We start from the raw sequence: 22,017 nt of genomic DNA on the forward strand, positions 1-22,017 counted from the left end.
AGTACCATTTTAAATAAAAGAACCCGGCTTATGGCCGGGTTCCCTATGCTGTTTCATAACTGTCAATTATTGTTTTGCAGGCCACCTGCCTTTGTATCCATCAGTTCAGGAACACCTGGTACTGCAAAATGAAGCTTCCCTTGCGATCAATTTTGAATGCTTCCCGGGTAGCTGCATCCACCTGATAAATGGGCCTGCTCTGGTAGGCAAAAGTCAATTTGGAGGTATGTCCTTTCAGCAACCAGTTAATACCGCCATCCCAGAATGCCATATTATCTCTCAGTCTGTCATAATGCGCATACTGTAAACTGGCATAAGGCATAATTGTGGTCTTTCCTATCAGGTTATTCCTGAATTTATAACCTACCTGTCCATACAGCAGGTTCCCGGTTCCGAAGGAAGGATAACCATTACCGCTGCCATTCAGGATCTCTGGTCGGGTAGTACCGTTGGCAGGATTCATGGTAGCCTGGTTACGGATATAACCTCTGCCCCAGTTGAAGTTGATATAAGACGCATAAGCGCTCAGCGCTGTTCCTGTTTCCGCATTGACAGGCGCATCATAATAGGCGTCTACCGCGAAATGCTGCATATTGGCTTCTACAGTGTCTCCATTTTCACCTGCACGCCACATAGCGTCTGGCTGGATCTGAAAACCGGCTCCGATGTTAAACACTCTTTTGGCCCCCAGATAAGTTCCGGTGGTATAAGCAGTAGTATTAGCTTCCTGGTCGAGGAACTGCCATTGGAAATAACCATGCCACTGCATCTTAGCAGGCTTTGCGGAAAAAGTGGAATGAGCGCCAACGGCAGGAACATATCCATTTGATTTCTGTACTGCCATAGGACTGCTCATTACTACACGGTAATCCAGTTTGCCCAGCTTACCTTTTGCATAGATACTCAGCTTACGCAGGAACTGGTCTGTCACGTCGTTGGTACTCTGTTCAAACAAGGGCGCATCAACACCCAGGATCGTACCGACTGAAGGCGCTGAAAAACGGGTCAGACCGTTCCAGGCGCTCAGGCCACCACCGAGGGATAAATGCTTTCTTACCACTTCATATTCACCCATGATATCATGAATGAAGAAACCAGCTTTCCTGTCTGAGGAATAGTTGAAGTTGTTCATCCCGATCTGCGAATAGATAAACACACGGTCGGCAATCTGTCCGAAGGCCTGAAACCGCGCTCTTCTCACGCCAATGTCAGTATAATTGTCTTTCGCATACCCATTGATCGTAGTACCGGGATTCATGTCGGTATTTCTGAGCCAGATCTGTGATACCAGTGTGAACTTGAAATAGTTACTACCATCTTCGTTCAGCCAGATCTTACCGTCTTTAAATCCCTGGGAGTATGCACTCATTGTGCTTCCACCTATCAGCAGCACAGCGGCTGCCAGTTTCATAAATTTGTTGATATACATTTTTGGTTTGCTTTTCCCTGTACAGTGCAGGTCATATCATGACCCTGTTAATAGTCATGTGTAGTCATATGTAAAGGTTTCCGCTATATCCTTCTATATCAACTTAGCGGGGCATGCAAACAGGATTGCCTTTTTATAAAAAAGGGAGGCTAAAATACAATTATACGATAGCTTTTCTTTTTCTCACAATATGGGTTACATCTCCCTCTATCATCTTCTCCAGCAATTCATATCCTCCATTGGGCTGGCGGTGTGCAAATTCCCGCTCACTCAATGTAACAGGGCTGGCCCAGAAAAGATTCACTTTGTCGCCATACATTTCCGGCAGTGCGATGCCTTCTCCGTTGTACAGCGCGGCAGACAATACAATGCTCTCAAAAGGCGCCGGCAGCTTACCGGAACCGATGGTATGCCCTTCACCCAGCCAGCTGATATGCCTCCAGGGAATGTCTACCATACCGGAGATGCCTTCCGCCATCCTGGTGATCTCTTCCTCTGTATAGTCATCCTTACTCACAGCGAGTGCAATTTCCATTCTTCTGTAGGCAGGTGCATTATCATTATACAGGTAGGAAACCCATGGCATAGGGCGGATGCTCACACCCAAGCTCAGGAAATAGACAACATTATCTTTCTCAAACTTTCCAAATGCCATTGGCGGCCATTGGTTATTGTCTATCGCAAAATACTGCTGCATCTTTCCGAAATGCTGCTCATAGGTGGCAATAAATTGATCCTGTATTACCGGCCACTGGGGAGTTTCCACACTCTCCCACTGTTGCCTGAACTGTACAGCGTCTGCTACATGCTTATGCTGTTCATTCTTACCGGGTTGGCCCAGTGGGAATACAAGCGCATTGGCATCTCCATCAATACAATCTGCTGCATAGGATACAGGTTCTTCCGTATACAGGCTCCAACCGGGTATCACACCCAATGGTTTTCCTTCATATAGTACTGCAGCGCCGTCTTCTTCCGGCATCCACACGATAGATAATAATTCTGCCTGCAAAGGGGCTTTCCCTTCGGGATGATTAGTAAAACGTGCCTCCAGCATAGGCGCATCGCCATTTTCCATAGCTGCACTATCCCTTTGCGAAGGGCCTGGCTGTAAATTGCGCAACCAGCAGGCACGCATACGATATTTCTTGCTCTGCAATTCAGCAGGATACAGGTAAAAATAAGCTGTCCGTTCGTCCTGCTCCACCACCGCAATCATCGTGTGGCGGCTGTTAGCTTGTTCTATTAATACTGTTGGTCCGTTGCTCATAATATGCAAGATAATTACTTATCATTAAACAAATCCCCTAATATCATTTATTTAGTATACCTTTGCGTCACTTTTATTCTCTTCCTCACCTGCTTTTGCTGTTACCCTTCAAAACATTGTGTTGGTTTGCGAGTAAGGCGGGTAAAGTATCAGCAACATCACCGGACAAGCGCCACTGTTGATAGCCTTACCAAATATTTATCATCAAAAATTAAAGATTTTGTCATTTGAACAGTTAAGGCTCGTTGAGCCCTTGCTGAAGGCCTTAGAGCACGAAGGTTATACCACTCCAACGCCCATTCAGCAACAAGCCATACCCTTTGTACTTGATAAGAAGGACCTCCTGGGTTGCGCCCAGACCGGCACCGGTAAAACAGCCGCTTTTGCGATACCCCTCTTACAGTTAATGCATGAAGACCAGCAAGCTTCACGCAAAGGACCCCGCAATATTAAAGCGCTCATATTAACGCCCACCCGCGAACTGGCCATACAGATACAGGAAAGTTTCAGTGCCTATGGCAGGTTCCTCGACCTGAGAAGCCTTGTTATCTTTGGTGGCGTATCCCAGCATCCGCAAACGGAAGCCCTGAAAAAAGGCGTAGATATTCTCATCGCCACACCAGGCCGTCTGCTGGATCTCATCAGTCAGAATTATATCACGCTGAGAGATATCAAATACTTCATCCTGGATGAAGCTGACAGAATGCTGGATATGGGATTTGTACATGATGTAAGACGCGTTATCATCAAGCTGCCGGAACAACGGCAAACGCTGTTCTTCTCTGCTACCATGCCTCCGGAAATACAGACACTGGCAAACGCTATACTGCGTAATCCTGCCAAAGTGGAAGTAACACCGGTATCTTCTACCGCAGAGACCATCACACAGTCCATGTACTTCGTGAATAAAAGCGACAAACGGAATCTGCTGCTGCACATCCTGAAAGATAAATCTATCCGGACAGTACTGGTATTCACCCGTACCAAACATGGTGCAGATAAGGTCGTGAAAGACCTCAACAGAGCAGAGATTACCGCTGAAGCTATTCATGGTAATAAATCACAGAACGCCCGTCAGCGTGCTTTGACCAACTTCAAATCACAGCAAACGAGAGTACTCGTAGCCACCGATATCGCCGCCAGAGGTATCGATATCGATGAACTGACACACGTGATCAATTACGAGCTTCCAAACGTACCTGAAACATACGTACACCGTATTGGCCGTACAGGCCGCGCCGGCGCAAAAGGAATGGCGATCTCTTTCTGTGAAGGAGAAGAAAAAGCATTCCTGAAAGATATCCTGAAGCTCATTGCCCGCGATATTCCAGTGGTGACAGAACATCCTTTCCATAACGGCGATAACATGTCTGCTCCGGCACAGCGCCCTGCTGCACCGAAGCCTCAGCAACATCCCCGCGATAAAAAAGGAGGTTTCTCCCGCAACCGGCAGGGACATGTAGCACCACGCCAGAATAAAGGCAATGGTAGCAGTCAGCCGAGACATGGACAACAACAACGTAACAGTCAGCAACGTGAAAGATCCGCATCGAAATAAGCGTATATTTTAAAATAAAAGCCCGGCCTGTATATCCAGACCGGGCTTTATTCTTTATATCATCTCCTGCTTAGAAATATTTCTCCACCGTGCGCCCATAATTAAACAACAGGTTTTCCCTTGCTGTGCGGTTCAGCTTATTGTATGTCATTGTTGCCGTAATGCTTAGCCATTTCCGCAATAGAATAGAAAGATCCGACGTAGAACGGATATTGTAATCACTGCCATGCGATAAAGAATTCTGCAGGAAATGGGTCCCATCAGCAATAATGAAATCATGTATGACATTCATTTATCACACGATCAGTCCCAGCTTTTTTGAATGAGCGATGGCTTCCCTGCTATGTTTAAAATAACAACAGGGAATACCTCTCCCACTGATCACATCAACAATTTCCTGTGTAGCGGCATAGCGGCTTTTCCTGACATGCCGCAGGTAAACTGCCACGATCTGAGAAGTAAAATGTTTGGTGATAGCCTCGTAGATATGCGGGTCTTCCTGCGTATCATCTCCCAGCAAAATAAACCGCATATGCGGATAATGCTTCAGTATACGGCTGATCCTTGTAAACTTGGTAGCATGTTTCTGCTGTCCGCTTTTCAGCAGCATATGCAAAGGCTTCAGCTGATTTAAAAGGAACACGCCTTCCGGCAGCCTATGCATGTGGCAGAACTCACGGATATATGCATACAGGTTCCATTCACTGCTGGATACATAAAAGAAGGGACGGGGAAGGCGCGTTTTATTCACCGCATCACTCAGCAACTGATAATGGTGCACAACACCTTCAAAAGGCTTGCGTGTACGCGCATTGCGGGTGAACAATACATGCAGTCTTTTCAGAAAAGAAGCAGAATGCGATACCAGGAAGGTATCATCGATATCTGAAATACATCCAAACTGACTACGATGTGGAATTATCACTACACCCAAAGCATGTGTTACCGGGCTTTCTTCCACATTCGTGATCACAATCTCCACCACATGATCTCCGGGGTCCGGCATAGTTTCCGGTGTCCACTGCAGATGAAAAAAGCCATCCGTTTCCGTCACTGCAGTAAAGGTCTGCCCCTCCCATACCAGCTGCACCTGTGCCCCTTCCCTTGGTTTTACCATGAATAAACGTAACAGGGCCATCATATTGAACAATGGGAAGCGGCTATACCGCATGATTGGCAAGGGTCCGCGGTCCAGCACATGACCGAATATTTCCAGCTGTTCCACACCTCCTATACCATGGTAAACCCTGATATGAGTTCTTCCCTCCAAACCCAGCCAGTGTAGAATTTTGTTCCATACAGACATTCAGGCGCTTATTTTGTAATGAACAGAAAGTATAATTAGATATAAAGCACATGGCGCAGCAATCATCTATGCCACTCCGGCTCCTTTTTGTGATCAATCCTGTTTCAGGCGGCAAAAAGAAGGCCGATCCTGAAGCATTCATCAAAAATTATTTCCGTGAGCGACAGGAAGAGATCCATTTCTTCCTGTTGGATAAGCCACAACAAGCGCTTACAGATGTTATTAAAAAAATAAAGCCCAGCTGTGTAATTGCTGTTGGCGGTGATGGAACCGTGAAGATGGTGGCGGAACAGTTAGTGAATAAAGACATTCCCATGGGCATCCTTCCCGCCGGTTCTGCCAATGGTATGGCAACAGAATTATATATTCCGGCAGACTGGGAACAGGTGCTGACCCTCATCACCAGAGATCATCCATCCACTATAATGGATATCGATCTTATACAAATAAACGGTAAAGAAACCTGTATCCATCTGAGTGACGTAGGCCTGAATGCGCTACTGGTAAAGAATTTCGAGCAAAGGGGCATCCGTGGTAAACTGGGTTATGCCCTCTCCGCTTTTAAAACATTGTGGCAGAACAGGCGGATGGAAGTAAAAATAGAGAACAAAAACATGCACCTCGTCCGCCATGCCCATATGATCGTGCTGGCCAATGCGCGAATGTATGGTACAGGCGCCAGTATTAATCCTGATGGCGATCTTACAGATGGCCAGTTCGAAGTGGTGATATTACGAAAGCTGTCTATTCCTGAACTGTTGAAGATGTTATTCAGGCATCGTCCCTTTGACCCTTCCAAAACAGAGATACTCCAGGCCAGCCAGGTGACCATCAGTACCCGGAGATGGGCACACTTCCAGATAGATGGGGAATATATGGGCAAAACCAGGCAGATACAGGCCCGTATACTGCCCCGGGCGCTGAAAGTGATCGTACCCGTAACACCGGAAGCAGCGCGTTAAAATCATATCAGCCATTAAGTGAAAACTATCAGCTGTAATCCCGCATGGACACAGCTCTCCGAAAAGCCTACCGTTCTTCCCAACACCTGTCCACCGGTCATCATATTGCGTGTATTTGTACCCCCTGCTTTCTATTTTGTACACAAATGATTTTTATGCGGAAGATTCTATTCCTCCTGGCCCTCCTGTTGCCAGGATATGGCCTATTTGCCCAACAAACCTATGTATTTAAGGAAGGATTGATCAGCGGCCCCTGCCATCAATATGGCCGGACTGCCCTGTTTACAGACCAGCTGGCCTGGGCGCTCTGCAACGGCGAGCTGAAAACGCCTGTAAAGGGTACAAACTCTTTCCCCGATGAAAAGGGTGCGCAACAGCAATGGCAGGATATTACAGCCAACGCAGAAGGTTCTTTTGCAGGTCGTGTGATCAACAATGGCTACCTGTATGTTTCCTATAATGCGCCTAAGGCACAGACGGCTATTCTGAATATTACCGGCCACCAGATGGTGTATGTAAATGGTACGCCTCATGCGGGCGACATGTACCGCTATGGCTGGATGTACATCCCGGTACAATTACACCAGGGGAATAATGAATTCTATATCCGTACGGGCCGCAGCTTCGGCAGACAAGGCATCAAAGCCAGACTGTTGTTTCCCGAAAAACCAGTTTATATCAGCATTGCCGATTCTACTATGCCTTTTGTTGTAGCAGGCAATAACAATAGTGACCTGTGGGGTGCGGTTGTGGTAGTGAACACTTCTGCACAATCACTCAAAAACATGCAGATACAGACCACTGTGAACGGTAAAACAGTCACCACCACTATTCCGGAAGTAGCGGCCCTGAGCACCCGTAAAGTAGGTTTTAAACTCGATGCTTCCGGTACTGCAAACGAGGGCTATAACTGTACCCTGGTGTTAAACAACCAGAAGGCCACTGTAGATAGTAAGACTTTCGCATTGAAAGCAGTCACCAACAAAGATCACTACAGCAATACTTTCGTAAGTGATATAGATGGCAGCGTACAATACTACGCAGTATCGCCACAGGCAAATCCTAACGGTAAAGCGCCTGCTTTCTTCCTTTCTGTACATGGTGCAGAAGTACAGGCTATCAACCAGGCAAGCGCCTACAAATACAAAGACTGGGGTGTACTGGTAGCGCCTACCAATCGCCGTCCCCGTGGCTTCAACTGGGAAGACTGGGGCCGCCTCGATGCACTGGAAGTATTGAACATCGGTATCAACAGCTTCCATCCTGACCCTGAAAGGATCTACCTGACAGGTCACTCTATGGGCGGACACGGTACCTGGTACCTGGGCGCTACCTACGCTGGTAAATGGGCCGCTATTGCTCCCTGCTCCGGTTATCCTACCCTGATGGGGTATGGCTCAGCAGACGGTCTGATCCCTGATTCTCCCCGCAACAGCACTGAACAGGTATTACTGAGGGCAAGTAATCCGAGCAACACCTTTAAACTCGCTACCAACTATAAAGCGGGTGGTGTCTACATCCTTCATGGCGACAGCGATAAAGTTGTTTCTGTTGACTATGCAAGACAAATGAAAAAGATACTGGCTGATTTCCAGAAAGATTACAGCTATTATGAATATCCCGGAGGAGAGCACTGGTATGGTGATACCTGCGTAGACTGGGGTCCTTTATTCCAGTACTTCAAATGGCACACTATTCCTGCAGATACCAGCGTGAATGAAATTGACTTCACCACTGCCAATCCTGCCATCTCTGCGGTACATCACTGGGTACGCATCTTACAACAGGAACACGCACTTGAATACAGCCGTATACAGTTGAGCAGGAATAACTCCCGCAATGCTATTACCGGTACTACTTCCAATATCCATACACTGGCTATTGACCTGAAAGATGTTCCCGTAGGTAATACACTCAGCATTACGCTGGATAACAAACCCACAGTAACCTATACACGTAAAAACGGAGACAGCCTCCTGTACCTGCATAACGGCGGCCAATGGACTGCCGGTGCGGCACCAACGGCTACAGATAAAGGCCCTGAGCGGAACGGTACCTTCAAAGAAGCATTCAATCATCGCATGGTGTTTGTTTACAGTACTGCCGGACAACCAGCGGAGAATGAATGGTCTTTAAACAAAGCCCGTTACGATGCAGAAACCTGGTATTACAGAGGCAATGGCGCTGTAGATATTGTTGCGGATAAAGACTTTGATGCTGCCAGATACCCTGACCGCGGTATTATCATTTACGGCAACGCTACCACGAACAAGGCATGGAAACAATTACTGCAAAGCGCTCCTGTACAGGTAACACGTGGTAAGGTAACAGTAGGCAAACAGGAATATGCCGGAGAAGGACTGGCTGCTTATTTCATGTGGCCGAGGGCTGATAGTAAAACTGCTTCTGTTGCAGTAATTGCGGGTACAGGATTAGCAGGTATGCGTGCTGCCGATGCTAACCAGTACTTTGCCGGTGGCAGCGGTTTTCCCGATTATATGATCTTCAATGTTGACCTGCTGAAAGGGAATACTGCAGCAGTGAAAACAGCTGGCTTTTACAATAACGAATGGAAGCTGGATGAAAAAGAAATGATCAGAAACTAAGATCAGATCAGTAATAAAAAAATGCCGCGGAGTTCTTTCTCCGCGGCATTTTTTTATAGAAATAGTTCGCTTACCAGTTCAGCTGGAAGTTGCTGCCACCAGTAACGGCGAATACAGCTTTCCTGCTACCCTGGAAGGTAATGGTACCCTCGTATTTGAAAGCATTACCTTTTGAATCTGCACCTGTGATCTTCACAGTAGCAGTACCAGAAACGATTTCTTTAGTTTCTTTGCTGATCTTGATATTAACAGACTCGTAGTGAACAGCGCTGGTAAAAGAAGGCAGATCCGCTGTTTTGGATACAAAACTACCCGCACGATCAAAGGTCTGGCTCAATTCCCAGGCAGTGCTGGTTGTACCTAAACCTCTCAGTGTGTAATTTGCAGTGCAGCTGTCAGCAGTTTTAAATTTCTCAGTTTCAATGCTGGTCTTACCGTTGAACTTGAATGTAAACTGATAAGGCACATCACCATTACAAGCCAGTGAATATAACCAGCTCAGTTTGTAGTCAAAGGTAATGCCTTCAGCAGTTCCTGCATGACTAACGCTTCCGTCAGTCGATTTACCACAGAAATCGCTCAGCTTACCGCCTGCCTGTCTTGCTTCCATTGCAGATACGGCAAGTGTGGCTGTGCTTAACTGTTCAGTGATACCCCCCTGATTAACGAAAGTCTGAGATACTACAGTAGCTGCCTGGTTCTGTGTTACACCAGGAGTTTCTTTAGTGTTATCATCTTTCGAACAGGAAGTGAAAGAAATGCCCGCCGCTACAACAAGCAATAACAGTGTAGCTTTGCTACCAGCAAAGGAGAGACGTGGTCTTCTCATAGAATAGAGATTTTAAATTGATTAGTGATATAATTGAATTAATGCTTACGAACGAACTTACATGACTTATTTACTCCCCTATACCCCCGTAAATCTATATTAATATAATCACAATTCATAATATAAACGAAGGAATTAACGATTGTATTGTACTCACTCTTTTACTCATTTCACAACTCGTTGCTTTACAGGCATAAAAATCAGAACACCCGGTAAAAGCATGACCTGCCCATACCGGGTGCTGTCATTTTCATGACTTATAAAACGGATTTTACCACGTTATAGTATATGTTCCGCCATTACCTAATACGAGGGTTGCTGTCTGGTTTCCCAGGAAGGTAACGGTACCTGTATAATTAAATGAATGGCCATCAGCACCTTCTCCGCTTACTGTTGCTGTGGCGGTGCCGGATACTATCTTCAACGTACTCTTGTCTATCTTTATATCAGTAGCTGAAATAAAGATCAGGCTTTTGAAAGAACGCTTGTTACGGATCTTTGATACCTGGCTACCTTCACGCGTATACTGATGATTATACAGATAATAACTGCTGTCCAGGTTTGTCACTACTATTTTTGCTGTAGCACTATCGTCGGATGACATTCTTGGTGCATCGTAAGTAGCTTTTCCTTTGTAATTAAACTCAAACTGTTGTGGGGTAGTTCCATTACAGGTCAGCAACCAGTTCCTGCTGAAAGAATAACTGAAAGTTACAAGAGCGCCGGCGGCGCTGCTGCCGCTGAATACATCCGTGTGTGGCACACCGCATTGATCACTTAACTTTCCTCCTATTCTCGCTGCAGCATTATTCACAGCTGTCGCCGTTGCTGTTGCCTGTACTACCAGGCCACCACCGTCAGTAGCAACAGACTGACTGATCGACTCTGCTATTTCCTCTTCGGAAACACTGGCGCTGGTATCATTATCTTTTTTGCAGGAAGACATTCCCAGCATGATGCCGGTGGCGGTCAATAAAAAAACGGTAGATGTAAACCGGATAAAGGGGTTGCGTTCTCTTTTCATAGAATGACATTTTTTGTCGGTGATAAATAATATGAACGCTAGTTAGACTATCCTTTTGGCAGATGTTTGCTGTTTTCCGGTGAAGCTGCAAATTTTGGGGGCGAATAAACCTATTTCATTCCCCGAGCGGTTCACATATTCATCCACTGTTTAAATTCCGGCACCCTGGCTTTACTGATAAGTATAGGCTCTTTTGCAGGCGGATTCATTTTCAGTAATAAACGGCCGTTAAAATAGAAGTCCACTTCTTCTATGGCGGCCCTTTGTACAATAAACTGGCGGTTTGCACGAAAGAAGGATGAAGGGTCTAATTGTTGCTGTAATTGCTCAAGTGTGAAATCTATGACGAATTGCCTGTTATCTGCTGTACCTGCATGTACCAGTTCATTTGAAGTATAGAACCAGGAGATCTGTGCGGCAGAAAGCGGCACCAGTTTATCGCGCGAATGCGCCAGGAAAGACTGTTTATAGGGAAGCGGACGCTCTTTCATTCCTGCGGCCATCTTCAGTAGTACTTCATACCCGCCGTTGTCTGTCAGGGGCTGTCGTAACCGCCTGAATTTTGCAATAGCAGTCCTCAGATCATCTTCATCCACAGGCTTCAGGATATAGCCTATACCATTCGCTTTAAATGCCTGCAGGGCATAGTCATCATAAGCTGTTATAAAGATCACCGGCAGGGTAATGTCTATCTTTGTGAAGATATCAAAGGACAGCCCATCGCTCAGGCGGATGTCCATGAATAACAGATCACAGGTATGCATATGAACCCGCAACCATTCCACTGCTTCTGTTACGCCATCCAGGATGGCCAGTACTTCACTTTCCGGCGCAATATCCTGCAGCATCGTACGCAGGCTTCGCGCAGTAACCGGTTCGTCTTCAATAATAGCAACACGTAATGACATATTATTTTAGTGGTAGTTTTACGGTGAATGCATCAGCTGTTCTGCTGATCTCAATTTCCCGCTGTAACAGGATCTTATATCGCTCATTCAGATTGGAAAGACCTATGCCTGTTCCCTGCGGGTGAAAAGGCAGCCGCTGCAGGTTATTCCTGACAACGATACAATAAGCGCCATGGATATCTTTCTCTGCGGTGATCGTCATCAGCAAAGGTCTTGCGGCCGTAACCACATTATGCTTCACCGCGTTTTCCATCAGCGGTTGTAAAGACATATGGGGCAATCTTGCGGTAAATATTGCTGACGGGATATCTATCTGTACCCCAAAACCTTCTTCATGGCGCATTTTCAGCAAAGCGGCATAAGAGCCTGCAGCCTCCAGTTCCTCTTTCAGGGGAACCAGGTTATCTTCTTCCTTCTGCAGCGAATGGCGGAACACTTTTGACAACTGGCTGATGTAATATTGTGCCTTCGCCGGATCTTCCCTTACTACACCCGACAAACTGCTCAATGCATTAAAAAAGAAATGCGGTTGCAACTGCCCTTTCAGTAATTCCAGCTCCGTTTTCAAATGTGCGTTGCGCAACCGTATGTTCTCCAATTCCTTAACTCTTGCCATTCGCAATATATTGACTATCTTCAGCTCAATACCCGCCAGTATGATGGTAAGCAGGAATTTCAGGCCGATCCCCCTGCCGGGCAATATTCCCGCTCCAAACACCCTCTTTTGTATGCCTACTGAAAATACTGCGAAAAAGAACAGCAACAGGAAAAGCAGTAAGCCGGCCTTCCCTTCCCTCCACCATTTCCAGTGCCTGAGGCTCCCGCTGAAGCGATCATGGGCAATCAGGAACACCAGTAAGCTGAAAAGGAAATTAATTCCCGTCTGGAACAGCCATTCGTAGATATTAAAATGCATGTACCGGGCAAGTACGCTGTCTTCCTTTAATGCGAGCAATTTGGGAATATTCAGCGCCAGGGAAATAAAAAGCGAGCTATATATGTAAAACATTCTTCCCATCAGGTCATTCATAAGTGCAAATGAAAGCCACTTATGAACTAAATGTAAAAAAAATACAGGTGAAGCTGTAAAATATGGTGGTGAAATAAAAAAGGATGCCCGCAGGCATCCTGAAAATATTCTCAATAAGAACGGACATGCTTATAACTCTCTGATCCAGATATTCCTGAAACTCAGCGGTTCACTCTTATCGCCATGTGCCTGCAGCTTGATAGGGCATGCGCCATGTGCTTTTGTATAAGATGCCTTTCCGATATATTTGGTAGGGCCCTGCAATTCGGTATTGTTCTGTACCAGCACACCATTGAAGAAAACGGTCACCCTGGCCGGAGACTGCAGGGAACCATCGCTGTTAAAACGGGGAGCTGTCCATACAATATCATATGTCTGCCATTCTCCTGGCTTGCGATTTGCATTCGCCAGCGGAGCAGACTGTTTGTAAATACTCCCTGCCTGGCCATTCACATATGTCTTGTTATTGTAGTTGTCCAGGATCTGCAGTTCATAACCATCATCACCTTTTCCGGTAGAAGCAAGGAACAAACCACTGTTACCTCTTCCCTGTCCTGTACCGGTGATATCTTTCGGCACACGCCATTCGATATGTAACTGATAGTTGGTGAACGATCTCTTCGTCTGGATGTTACCAGTGGTTTTATCTACCGTAAAGTTCCCTCCTGCTACTTTCCATTTTGCAGGTTGCTCAGGATTGTCGACAGATACCCATTGGTCCAGGCTTTTTCCGTCAAACAGGACGATAGCGTCGGAAGGCGCTTCTGTAGTCACCTTTCCGGGTGTAACAACTGTCGGTACCGGTTCCCATACTTCCGTGTCTTCAGGCTTCGACTGCGCAAATAACGTGGCTGAGAGCACAACAGCAGCAGCCGTTGTAAACGTTTTCTTGTACATGATCACAATAATTTAATTCCCTAAGTTAAAAATAGATCCCACAAATAGCAATCCGGTCATCATTTTTAATTACATAACAATAGATTTGTATATATCCATCCCTGTCAGTATCTTAGATATAGAATTCAAAGTATGTTAGGGTATTATTGTTCATGTTGACCTCTACGGGACAAATCTGCAACATGTGAATTGCCATTACCGCACACAAATAATCCTTTGACAAAACAAGAAAGCCTACGCCGGCGCGTATACATACCAACGCATTAGAGAATGACACTGACAGCATTTATATCATCACTGATCAATGAGGGAACAGTAACGGTCGCACCCGCTATTGAACCGTTTGATCCGGGTGACATCCGTTTAGCCGGGGTGCATCTGAAACAACATTACGATGACGATAGTACGGATATGCCGGGGCAGGTACCATCCTACGACCCGGAAGCAGCCCATTGGGCCGCCTGTTACCTTTACAGGGCCGTCCAGTTCATACAGATCCGGCGCCTGGGAGAAGAGGACATAAAGGCGCATTTGCTGCCTTTTACCGGTGTCCGTTCACCTTCGGCCATGTATGCCGCTGATCTTACCCTTCGCTATATGCCTGGTCTTTTTGATCTGGCTAAAGGACTGGCGCCCGGAGATCCGCTGGTAAAAGAGCTGGAGATCATGGCTGCACAGTGGCCGTTTTCCATGGCTGCCATCCCGGCTATTGTACCGGAAGACCTCTCCCCGATCCTGCAGCATCCGTCACTGAAAATAGCGTATATCGACAGGATCATCCAGGCAAGGGACCTCCGCAAATGCCGTCATCCGGAATGCCTTCCCCTGGTGCAGGAAGCCCTTGGCTCGTATGCCGCTATACTCTGGCCTGAATTTGAAATTGACCTTACTGTTCATATATAAACAATGGAACCTATTACCTTTGAATCCCCGCTGGTAGACAACCTGAATGATGTACTACAGCAATTGAAACAGACTTTTGTCGGCAAAGATGACATCATTGATCTCATGGGCATCTGCCTGGCAGGCCGGGAAAACCTCTTCCTGTTCGGCCCTCCGGGTACAGCTAAAAGCGCGATGGTACGTGAACTGGCCCGCCAGCTGGATGTGAAGACATTCGAGTACCTGCTGACCCGCTTTACAGAACCTAATGAACTTTTCGGACCTTTCGATATCCGCAAACTGCGTGACGGTGACCTGGTGACCAATACCGATGGTATGCTGCCCGAAGCCTCGCTCATATTCCTGGACGAGTTGTTGAATGCCAACAGCGCTATCCTCAACAGCCTGCTCATGGCGCTCAATGAAAAGATCTTCCGAAGAGGTAAGGAAACCAAACACCTGCCTGCACTGATCTTCATCGGCGCCAGTAACCACCTTCCGGAAGACGAAGCCCTACAGGCGCTGTTTGACAGGTTCCTGATCAGGGTACGTTGCGAAAACGTAGATCCTGCCTTGTTGGATAGTGTATTGCAGGCCGGCTGGGGACTGGAACAAAAGCAGGCTACCGGGTATAACGGCATTCCCGCAGAAGATCTGCGTGCCTTGCAGCAACTGAATACAACCATAGACCTGAGCGGTATCAGGCCTGAATATATCATGCTGATAGAACAACTGCGCAATGCAGGCGTTCAGATATCTGACAGGCGCGCCGTAAAGCTGCAACGCCTCATCGCGGCAAGCGCTTTGCTCTGCAAACGTAAAACCGCGATCCTCTCCGATCTCTGGGTATTACGCTACATCTGGGATACAGAGGAACAGATCGAGATCATTGCCGGTATTGTGAATACATCCGTACAGAAAGGCGACACACATCCACAGGAACATCCCCGCGCGCACAACAGTGGTACTCCTGATCCGGAAGCCATTTTCCGCGATGTACAGCAACTGCATGTGCAATGGGACGATCCCGACACCCCGGTTGCTGCCCGCGCACTGATCAAAGACCGTCTGCGCAGCCTGAACAGCCGCTGTGAATGGATCAGCAATACCACCCAGCGCAACTATGTATTACAACCCATAGACGCCCTCTGGAAGAAAATAATGCAATCTGCATGAAAGAGATGATCATCGTGCTTGCCATGGCTGATATAACAGCACTTGGCAGTATACGCACATGGCCGGGACTGTTGGTAGCAGCTACCGGAGATGAGATCTGGGTAAGAGGCATTCCGCCTGACGCAACAGATATACAGCTCCGTAAACTACCGGCAAAACACACCTTCCTGGCAGATGCGCAGGAACGTTTATTCCTGCCCGGAAAACAAACGCCTCACGACATGCTTAAGAAGATGTCCTGGGAAGCTATTGCCTCTTTCATCACCGTGGAACTCCCCGTATCTGCCATGCCCGCCCGTCACGGTGAGGGGTATGCTGTGCGGCTGTCCCCCACTATACAGACGGCGGAGCCTTTCGCCGTACTGACAACCCTGGAGTACTGGAAGGCCTATGCTGACACAGCGCCGCTTATCAGGTTGCAAAGATTAAGCTTCGCAGTATGCGAAACCGGCGAAGTACTGATCATAGGTACGCCGGTACCTTCTATGCCGGGCAAAGTATTTACGTTACGGGACAATATCCTGTTGCCGGCCGGTTATGATTTTGATCCCCCGGTTGTTGGTCAGCTCATTGCCAACTGGTCCGCAACGGAGAGTGATACGTTGCTCCTGTTTCATGTGGATGGTCTGTGGGAAAAGATCCCCGGACACGTTTTTGTACGCGCTTCCAGAAGCGCTATCCGTCTCACCAATACTTTCTGAAATGGCGCAGTTGCATGACATGACCGTAGCATATTTTCAGGCTACAAAAGATTACTTCTGGCAATGGGCGGAAGAAGGGGAAGTCATTGAATGGACGAAAGGAGGAGGCACTATCTGTTACAAAACAGAATTGCTGAACGACCTCTCACAGATAAAAAATCAGCTACCGCCCCTGGGCCCGTTGCTGCTGGTTATTGCACTTGGCAAACCCGCTCCCGGGCCACAGGCGATACAGTCTACACTGCACCAATATGTGAAAGACCTGGTTGGTGATGAAATAGATATGCCTTTTGCCGACATGACCTATGAAAGGGTAGCAGATGAGCTTGAAGAGGTCGTCACTAACTTTCTGGCGCTGCTTCGCCCTCTTCCCGGCAGATACTGGAAAGGCCTTGACAGGGAATTGCTGCTGAATACCCTTTTTGAACATGTTGAAACATTTCTGACGGGGGAAACAGCAAAAGAAATGCTGTCTATATTCCGGCGGGGCGCTTACGATTATGTGATTGCTCACAGCGCCTCCAAAGATCCTATATCTACGCTGAAAGCTGATATAAACATCCTGCGACAAATATTACAGCGTTATCCCGACACTGCCACACTGGAGGAAAAACTGAATGCGGTAGTCAACCCATCACCTCCTGTACCGGTGTTTATAGAGATCCCTTCCGATCTCCCCAAACCGGCACAGGCAGAAGATCTGTTACAGCTATTAGCGGAAGATGCTCAGACAGCATTGCTGGCATTATTGACACAACGCCTCATTGCTGCATTGCATCTGCCGATGCATACAAGAGGATATAGCGAGACTTCCTTTGGAGGCGTATCCGACATTACCAACAAAGGCAATTTCGACAGGCTGTTGCTAAGTGAACTGGCGCACGACAATGAAACCCTGATGGTAAGGCTGGCCAATAACGAAGCCCTTTACCTGAGGCGGGAGGAACTGCCTGAGAATGAACCCGGACAACGTTTTATACTCGTAGATAAAAGCATTAAACTGTGGGGAACACCTCACCTGCTGGAGATGGCTGCTGCATTGGCATGCACCATTGACAACAAGCAGCATGCAGAAATATTACCCTTTGCACTGGTGGGAGATCGCTATGAGCCGATGGACCTCTCTTCTAAAGCGGAAATCATTGCCGGCATGCAGTTGCTGTCGCCAGCCCTGAACAGTGCAAAGGCATTGTCTTCATTTACGGATGCCTATATACTAAAAGGACAGCAGGAATATTTTCTCATCACCGGCGAGGAACTTTTTCATACAGCCGCGTTTCAGCAATCATTCGCAGTATTGCGACGCACAGATGGTTTTGTGATCACTGTGGACAGGGAATGCCGGATACAGTTGTACAGGTATACCGCCGGTCACCGGAAGTTATTGAGTACAGCAAAGATCAGCGTGGAAATGCCGGCAGTAAGAAGAGAACGTGTTGCTGTTCAACGTATACATAGTAAGGAGGTTGACCTGCCGGAGTTCCTGAAGAACCGCCCCTTCCCGCTTTTAATTCCTTACCAATTGACAAGTCTGAATAAAAATGACAGTTATTTCTCAAAACATACAGGCGGCTTAGCTATCACAAAACACAGACAGCTATTATTCTGGCTACAAACAAGACAGGGCGCCAGAGAGATCACTCCCAATTTTCCTGACGCCCATAACTATTTCTTTGCACATGACGATGCGCTTTGCTACATCCTCTTTCAGGCAAAAGGAGCTCAACATCTTTCTCTATATCTGTTTAAAAAATACACACAAGAGCTGATCCCCATAGATATAAAACATCATGAATCTGTTAGTTCCATAAGACGCAACGGTATCAGGGACGTGGCTTTGAAGCCTGACACTATTTTCAGTGGATCTCTTTATATCGATATCGCAGGAGCACCTCATATAGTAGTAGTGGATTTAGATTCCGGCGAAATGACCCTGGAGCCTGATGTCACAAAAGAAATGCTAAAGGCCATGAAGGATCGATACGAAGGACATGAACAACGGCACTGGCAATCGTTTAATACGATCAACAGCCTTAAGCACCTGGAGATAAACCATAAAGGCAATATTGTAGTCAACAAACACGAGCTTGTCTTCACCACATACATTACGCAACTGATCAAAGCTGTCAATATAAACCCGCATCATAGTGTGCATAATACGGAACTGCCGGTCAAACTTCCTGATACCAGGCAATCACTATCCAAATACAAATGGCCGGACGGTAGTGAAGCCTGGTTTGACCCTTACAGACACATGTTGCATCTGCGTAGTTCAGACAAACATCTGGCAGAGATCACTATTGTGCTCGTTGTCAATCAGGCTACTGTTTGCCGGGCTTCAGATGGTGCCACCTGTGGCTATTCATCTTATTTCGTTCCGGATGACAGTAAACACATAGGACCGGATGTTTTTCACGAAAAATATATCAAACCATTCATTCAGGTAATTCAACAATATGGAACTCCAGCTGTCGTATAATCCGCAAACCAGGCACAAAACAAGCGCTGCCTTCCTCCGTGGTAATTCCCCGGAGCAATGGTTCCGTGAAATGAACGATTGGCAGATCCCGCTGAAAGGACTTACCTGTTTCCTGTTGCCTGAACATAAAAACGCTGTGACACCCGGCGGACTACTGGTGATCTTCAATGATCAGGTACCTGCCACGGGAAAAATAAGCCATCCTTACGGGGGCATCAACGGGAATCTTTTCATTCCGGTTGATGCGACCCTGGCGCCTGCGCTATCTCCTGTTGAAATGCGGGAATTACTGATATGGCATGTGCAGGTTTTCCATCCGGCAATAGGTTTTGTAGGCTTTGATAAAGAAGATCAACGTCCAATAAGCAGCTTCCTGTCGCCGGGGCAGGCCCGGGAGCGGAGCTGGGATCACGCACATCCGGGTATGCCTCCACTGGCTTATCTGCATACTATCAGTGTTGCCATACCTGATGGACAGGAACTGACTGACCTGTTAAACCACGGTCAGGTTCCTCAGCCATTATCTGAATTACCAGGTAAAAGGCGCCGCAATAGCCTGTTCCTGCGTTTCATTGACTGGATGGTCAGATGGTTTCTCCGGTTCCTGCTGACAATGTTCAATATCGTTTCTGTCTTCCTGCGGCGTATTCCTGCAACACCGGGTCAGGCCTCTTACACAGGATCTGGCCGTGCAGGCAGAGGGGGTGCAGGGGCCTCCCGCTCCGGTCAAACGGAAAACCCCAAAGGTGTAAGGACCAGTGGGGTCAGGGAAAAGCTCCGGAAATGGATAGAAAAAACGCTGGGCGATATTGAGGAAAGAAGAGATAGTGAGCTGGACCGCCTGCTTAAAATGTTTGACAAAGATGGGGATGAGGCCCTCAAATATGCCATACCACTTGGTGAAGATCCAGCAGCTGGCAGAGGTACCGCACCGCAGTCTTCCAGGCTTTCAAGACAGGAAACCAATTTTAACCTGGGAACGCTATTGGGCAGCAGGCCCGTGGATACCTGGACCTCTGCAGAAAGTTATACTACATTATTGTCAAGGAAATATGAACAGCTGGCAGCAAAAGCGCTGGAAGAAGGCGACCACAGAAAGGCTGCTTATATTTACGCCCATCTGCTACGCAATCTGCACCGGGCAGCTATCGTGCTGGAAGAAGGGCGGTTTTACCATGAAGCTGCGGCTTTATACATGGACCGTCTTGGACAGCCTGTAAAGGCAGCTGAATGCTTTGAAAAGGGAGGTTTGCTGCTCGATGCCATCAACATCTATAAAAAACTGGAAAAGTACGAGAAAACCGGCGACCTGTACCGGCAACTGTCACAGGAAAAACCGGCACAACAATACTTTCAGCTGGCTGTCGACGCCGCCATGCAGCAAAAGAATCACCTGGAAGCTGCCCGCATCCTGCAACATAAGTCCGGAAAACCGGAAGAGGCCTGTGAGGTGTTACTGGAAGGCTGGCAGAACGGTAACCAGGACAAGGACTGCTTGTCGCAATACCTTCATCTTGCTGAAGAACTGGATGAAAACAGCTTAGCCGGTAAAATGCGAATGATCTATGAACAGAAGACGCCGGAACATAAAATAGATAATCTGGTGGAGATCTTCCTTGCATTCAAAAAGAATATGAACGAAGCGGCACAGGATACTGCTGTGGAAATAGCATATGAGGTGATTAGCCCGCAGATAGCCGCCGGTAGAGAAGACAGATTGGCTGTATTGAAAAAGATGCTACCCGCTGATAAGGAACTGCCTGCCGACATTTACCGGTACAGTGCCCGGAAAAGAGAGGTAAAACCAACAGTTGCCCGTACTGATCAGAGCTTCCAGTTAGAGCAACATATCAATTGGCTGGCAGCGACTGTTATTAAAAAGCAGCTCATATTTGTAGGAACATCAGCCAATGTGCTGTTTCTGCTTCGAATGACGCCCCAGGGCTCCCGTAAATACTATTCCTGGCAATACCAGTCCCTTCCGGATAAAAATGGCCAGGAAGAGCAATTCTATCCTTATATCTCGGAAAACAACGCCTCAAAGTATGGCTGTAAGCTTCTGCACCTGCCAACTTCCCATAATAGACGGATTACTCTGGGTAAACTCATACTTCCGTCAGAGAAACCATTCGGCGACAAAGTGATCTTAGATACCACTGATTACCCGGCCAATCACATGGGTGGGACAATCGGTATGACTATTAACTCAGGAGGAGATCCGCTCACAGTGTACTCTGACTGGGAGTGGGCCACCGTATTAATAAAAGAAGCGTCTTCCGCCAGCTATTATTGCACCTATCCGGACTCCGCACGTTTTGATATTCCCAGACCGGATCATCCCTCCGCCCTCTGGGGTGAAGGCCCTTTTTACTTTGGTCATGGCAACAAAATTTACCGGGTAGACCGGGAAGGGCAGACGCAACACCTGGAGCTTCCTTATGAGATCAACCATATCACGGCTACTGATATAACCAATGGCATGTTACTGATGGCATATACCACCCATGGTTGTGTATATGTTATGGATAAACAGAACGGATTGCAGCCTTATTCCCAATATTTCGCCGATGATGTTGTTGTACGGGTAAGTCAGTTCGTTTCCAAAACATTCCTGGTGCTGGCTACAAATAAGGGGACAATCGTTTACAATATAACGACAGGTCTCCCCACGATAAAAACACATATCGATACAGCCGCACCTGTAAAGTTTATACTTCCAACCGGAGAACAGAATGAAGTAGCACTGGTAGATGAAAAAGGCAGGATCACTGTCCACAAAATCGACGACAGAATTACCGTCGTTTATAAACGATAAAAAAGACCATTTGTCAATTTAGGCTTTTCTTAACAGTCAGGACCGTGGAAATGATCATTATCCGGCGTTTGTAGCGTAAATTTGTGATAGCAACTATGTCCGACCCACATAGGGTGCTGTCATGTATTTACTTATGCTCTAAACC

General features: G+C 47.1%; 17 protein-coding genes. 8 read left to right on the top strand and 9 right to left on the bottom strand.

Features of this window, described 5'->3' with window-relative positions:
• Positions 1-100: 100 nt before the first annotated feature.
• Both F3I09_RS13465 and F3I09_RS13470 read right to left on the bottom strand, forming a co-directional pair.
• The gene (locus F3I09_RS13465; protein WP_223233234.1) at positions 101-1,411 is read right to left on the bottom strand and encodes a hypothetical protein; all 1,311 of its coding nucleotides are present in this window, start codon (positions 1,409-1,411) and stop codon (positions 101-103) included.
• 178 nt (positions 1,412-1,589) lie between these two features.
• On the bottom strand, positions 1,590-2,699 hold the full coding sequence (locus tag F3I09_RS13470) for a suppressor of fused domain protein (RefSeq protein WP_149695548.1): 1,110 nt from the start codon (positions 2,697-2,699) through the stop codon (positions 1,590-1,592).
• Positions 2,700-2,919: 220 nt separating this feature from the next.
• On the opposite strand from F3I09_RS13470, the gene F3I09_RS13475 reads away from it, so the two are divergent.
• Positions 2,920-4,257 carry a DEAD/DEAH box helicase gene (locus F3I09_RS13475; RefSeq protein ID WP_149695549.1) on the top strand — a complete coding sequence of 446 codons (1,338 nt, stop codon included), beginning with the start codon at positions 2,920-2,922 and terminating at the stop codon, positions 4,255-4,257.
• A 70-nt stretch (positions 4,258-4,327) separates the two neighbouring features.
• On the opposite strand, the gene F3I09_RS13480 is transcribed toward F3I09_RS13475, so the two are convergent.
• A complete protein-coding gene (locus F3I09_RS13480; protein WP_188133799.1) occupies positions 4,328-4,549 on the bottom strand; it encodes a hypothetical protein in 222 nt (73 codons plus the stop codon).
• A gap of 3 nt (positions 4,550-4,552) precedes the next feature.
• Positions 4,553-5,563: an App1 family protein gene (locus F3I09_RS13485; RefSeq protein ID WP_149695550.1), complete on the bottom strand. Its 1,011-nt coding sequence runs from the start codon at positions 5,561-5,563 to the stop codon at positions 4,553-4,555.
• 50 nt (positions 5,564-5,613) lie between these two features.
• On the opposite strand from F3I09_RS13485, the gene F3I09_RS13490 reads away from it, so the two are divergent.
• Positions 5,614-6,525 (top strand): diacylglycerol kinase family protein, encoded by a 912-nt coding sequence (locus tag F3I09_RS13490; RefSeq protein WP_149695551.1) that lies wholly within the window; start codon positions 5,614-5,616, stop codon positions 6,523-6,525.
• A 155-nt stretch (positions 6,526-6,680) separates the two neighbouring features.
• Positions 6,681-9,131 (top strand): alpha/beta hydrolase-fold protein, encoded by a 2,451-nt coding sequence (locus F3I09_RS13495; RefSeq protein WP_149695552.1) that lies wholly within the window; start codon positions 6,681-6,683, stop codon positions 9,129-9,131.
• Positions 9,132-9,201: 70 nt separating this feature from the next.
• Here the strand turns inward: F3I09_RS13495 and F3I09_RS13500 are convergent, their stop codons facing one another.
• The 5 genes from F3I09_RS13500 to F3I09_RS13520 all read right to left on the bottom strand — a co-directional run bounded on the left by F3I09_RS13500 (position 9,202) and on the right by F3I09_RS13520 (position 13,819).
• Entirely contained in the window at positions 9,202-9,960 is a 759-nt protein-coding gene (locus F3I09_RS13500) for a hypothetical protein (protein ID WP_149695553.1), read from the bottom strand.
• A gap of 271 nt (positions 9,961-10,231) precedes the next feature.
• Positions 10,232-10,984, bottom strand: coding sequence for a hypothetical protein (locus F3I09_RS13505; RefSeq protein WP_149695554.1), 753 nt, complete (start codon positions 10,982-10,984; stop codon positions 10,232-10,234).
• 131 nt (positions 10,985-11,115) lie between these two features.
• Positions 11,116-11,892 (bottom strand): LytTR family DNA-binding domain-containing protein, encoded by a 777-nt coding sequence (locus tag F3I09_RS13510; RefSeq protein WP_149695555.1) that lies wholly within the window; start codon positions 11,890-11,892, stop codon positions 11,116-11,118.
• Between the two features lies 1 nt (position 11,893).
• Positions 11,894-12,910 carry a sensor histidine kinase gene (locus F3I09_RS13515; RefSeq protein WP_188133800.1) on the bottom strand — a complete coding sequence of 339 codons (1,017 nt, stop codon included), beginning with the start codon at positions 12,908-12,910 and terminating at the stop codon, positions 11,894-11,896.
• A 141-nt stretch (positions 12,911-13,051) separates the two neighbouring features.
• Positions 13,052-13,819: a DUF1080 domain-containing protein gene (locus tag F3I09_RS13520; protein WP_149695557.1), complete on the bottom strand. Its 768-nt coding sequence runs from the start codon at positions 13,817-13,819 to the stop codon at positions 13,052-13,054.
• A gap of 270 nt (positions 13,820-14,089) precedes the next feature.
• On the opposite strand from F3I09_RS13520, the gene F3I09_RS13525 reads away from it, so the two are divergent.
• From F3I09_RS13525 to F3I09_RS13545, 5 genes are read left to right on the top strand one after another with little or no spacing between them, the layout of a single operon-like run.
• Positions 14,090-14,722: a hypothetical protein gene (locus tag F3I09_RS13525; protein ID WP_149695558.1), complete on the top strand. Its 633-nt coding sequence runs from the start codon at positions 14,090-14,092 to the stop codon at positions 14,720-14,722.
• A 3-nt stretch (positions 14,723-14,725) separates the two neighbouring features.
• Positions 14,726-15,877 carry an AAA family ATPase gene (locus F3I09_RS13530; protein ID WP_149695559.1) on the top strand — a complete coding sequence of 384 codons (1,152 nt, stop codon included), beginning with the start codon at positions 14,726-14,728 and terminating at the stop codon, positions 15,875-15,877.
• On the top strand, positions 15,874-16,578 hold the full coding sequence (locus F3I09_RS13535; RefSeq protein ID WP_149695560.1) for a hypothetical protein: 705 nt from the start codon (positions 15,874-15,876) through the stop codon (positions 16,576-16,578). Before F3I09_RS13530 ends, F3I09_RS13535 begins: the two co-directional genes overlap by 4 nt.
• Position 16,579: 1 nt before the next feature.
• Positions 16,580-19,057: a hypothetical protein gene (locus F3I09_RS13540; RefSeq protein ID WP_149695561.1), complete on the top strand. Its 2,478-nt coding sequence runs from the start codon at positions 16,580-16,582 to the stop codon at positions 19,055-19,057.
• Positions 19,035-21,872, top strand: coding sequence for a hypothetical protein (locus F3I09_RS13545; RefSeq protein WP_149695562.1), 2,838 nt, complete (start codon positions 19,035-19,037; stop codon positions 21,870-21,872). The genes F3I09_RS13540 and F3I09_RS13545 overlap by 23 nt, the downstream gene beginning before the upstream one ends.
• The last annotated feature ends 145 nt before the right edge of the window (positions 21,873-22,017 follow it).

It is taken from the genome of Chitinophaga sp. CF418, assembly GCF_900142925.1.
In the GTDB taxonomy this organism is placed as follows: Bacteria; Bacteroidota; Bacteroidia; order Chitinophagales; family Chitinophagaceae; genus Chitinophaga.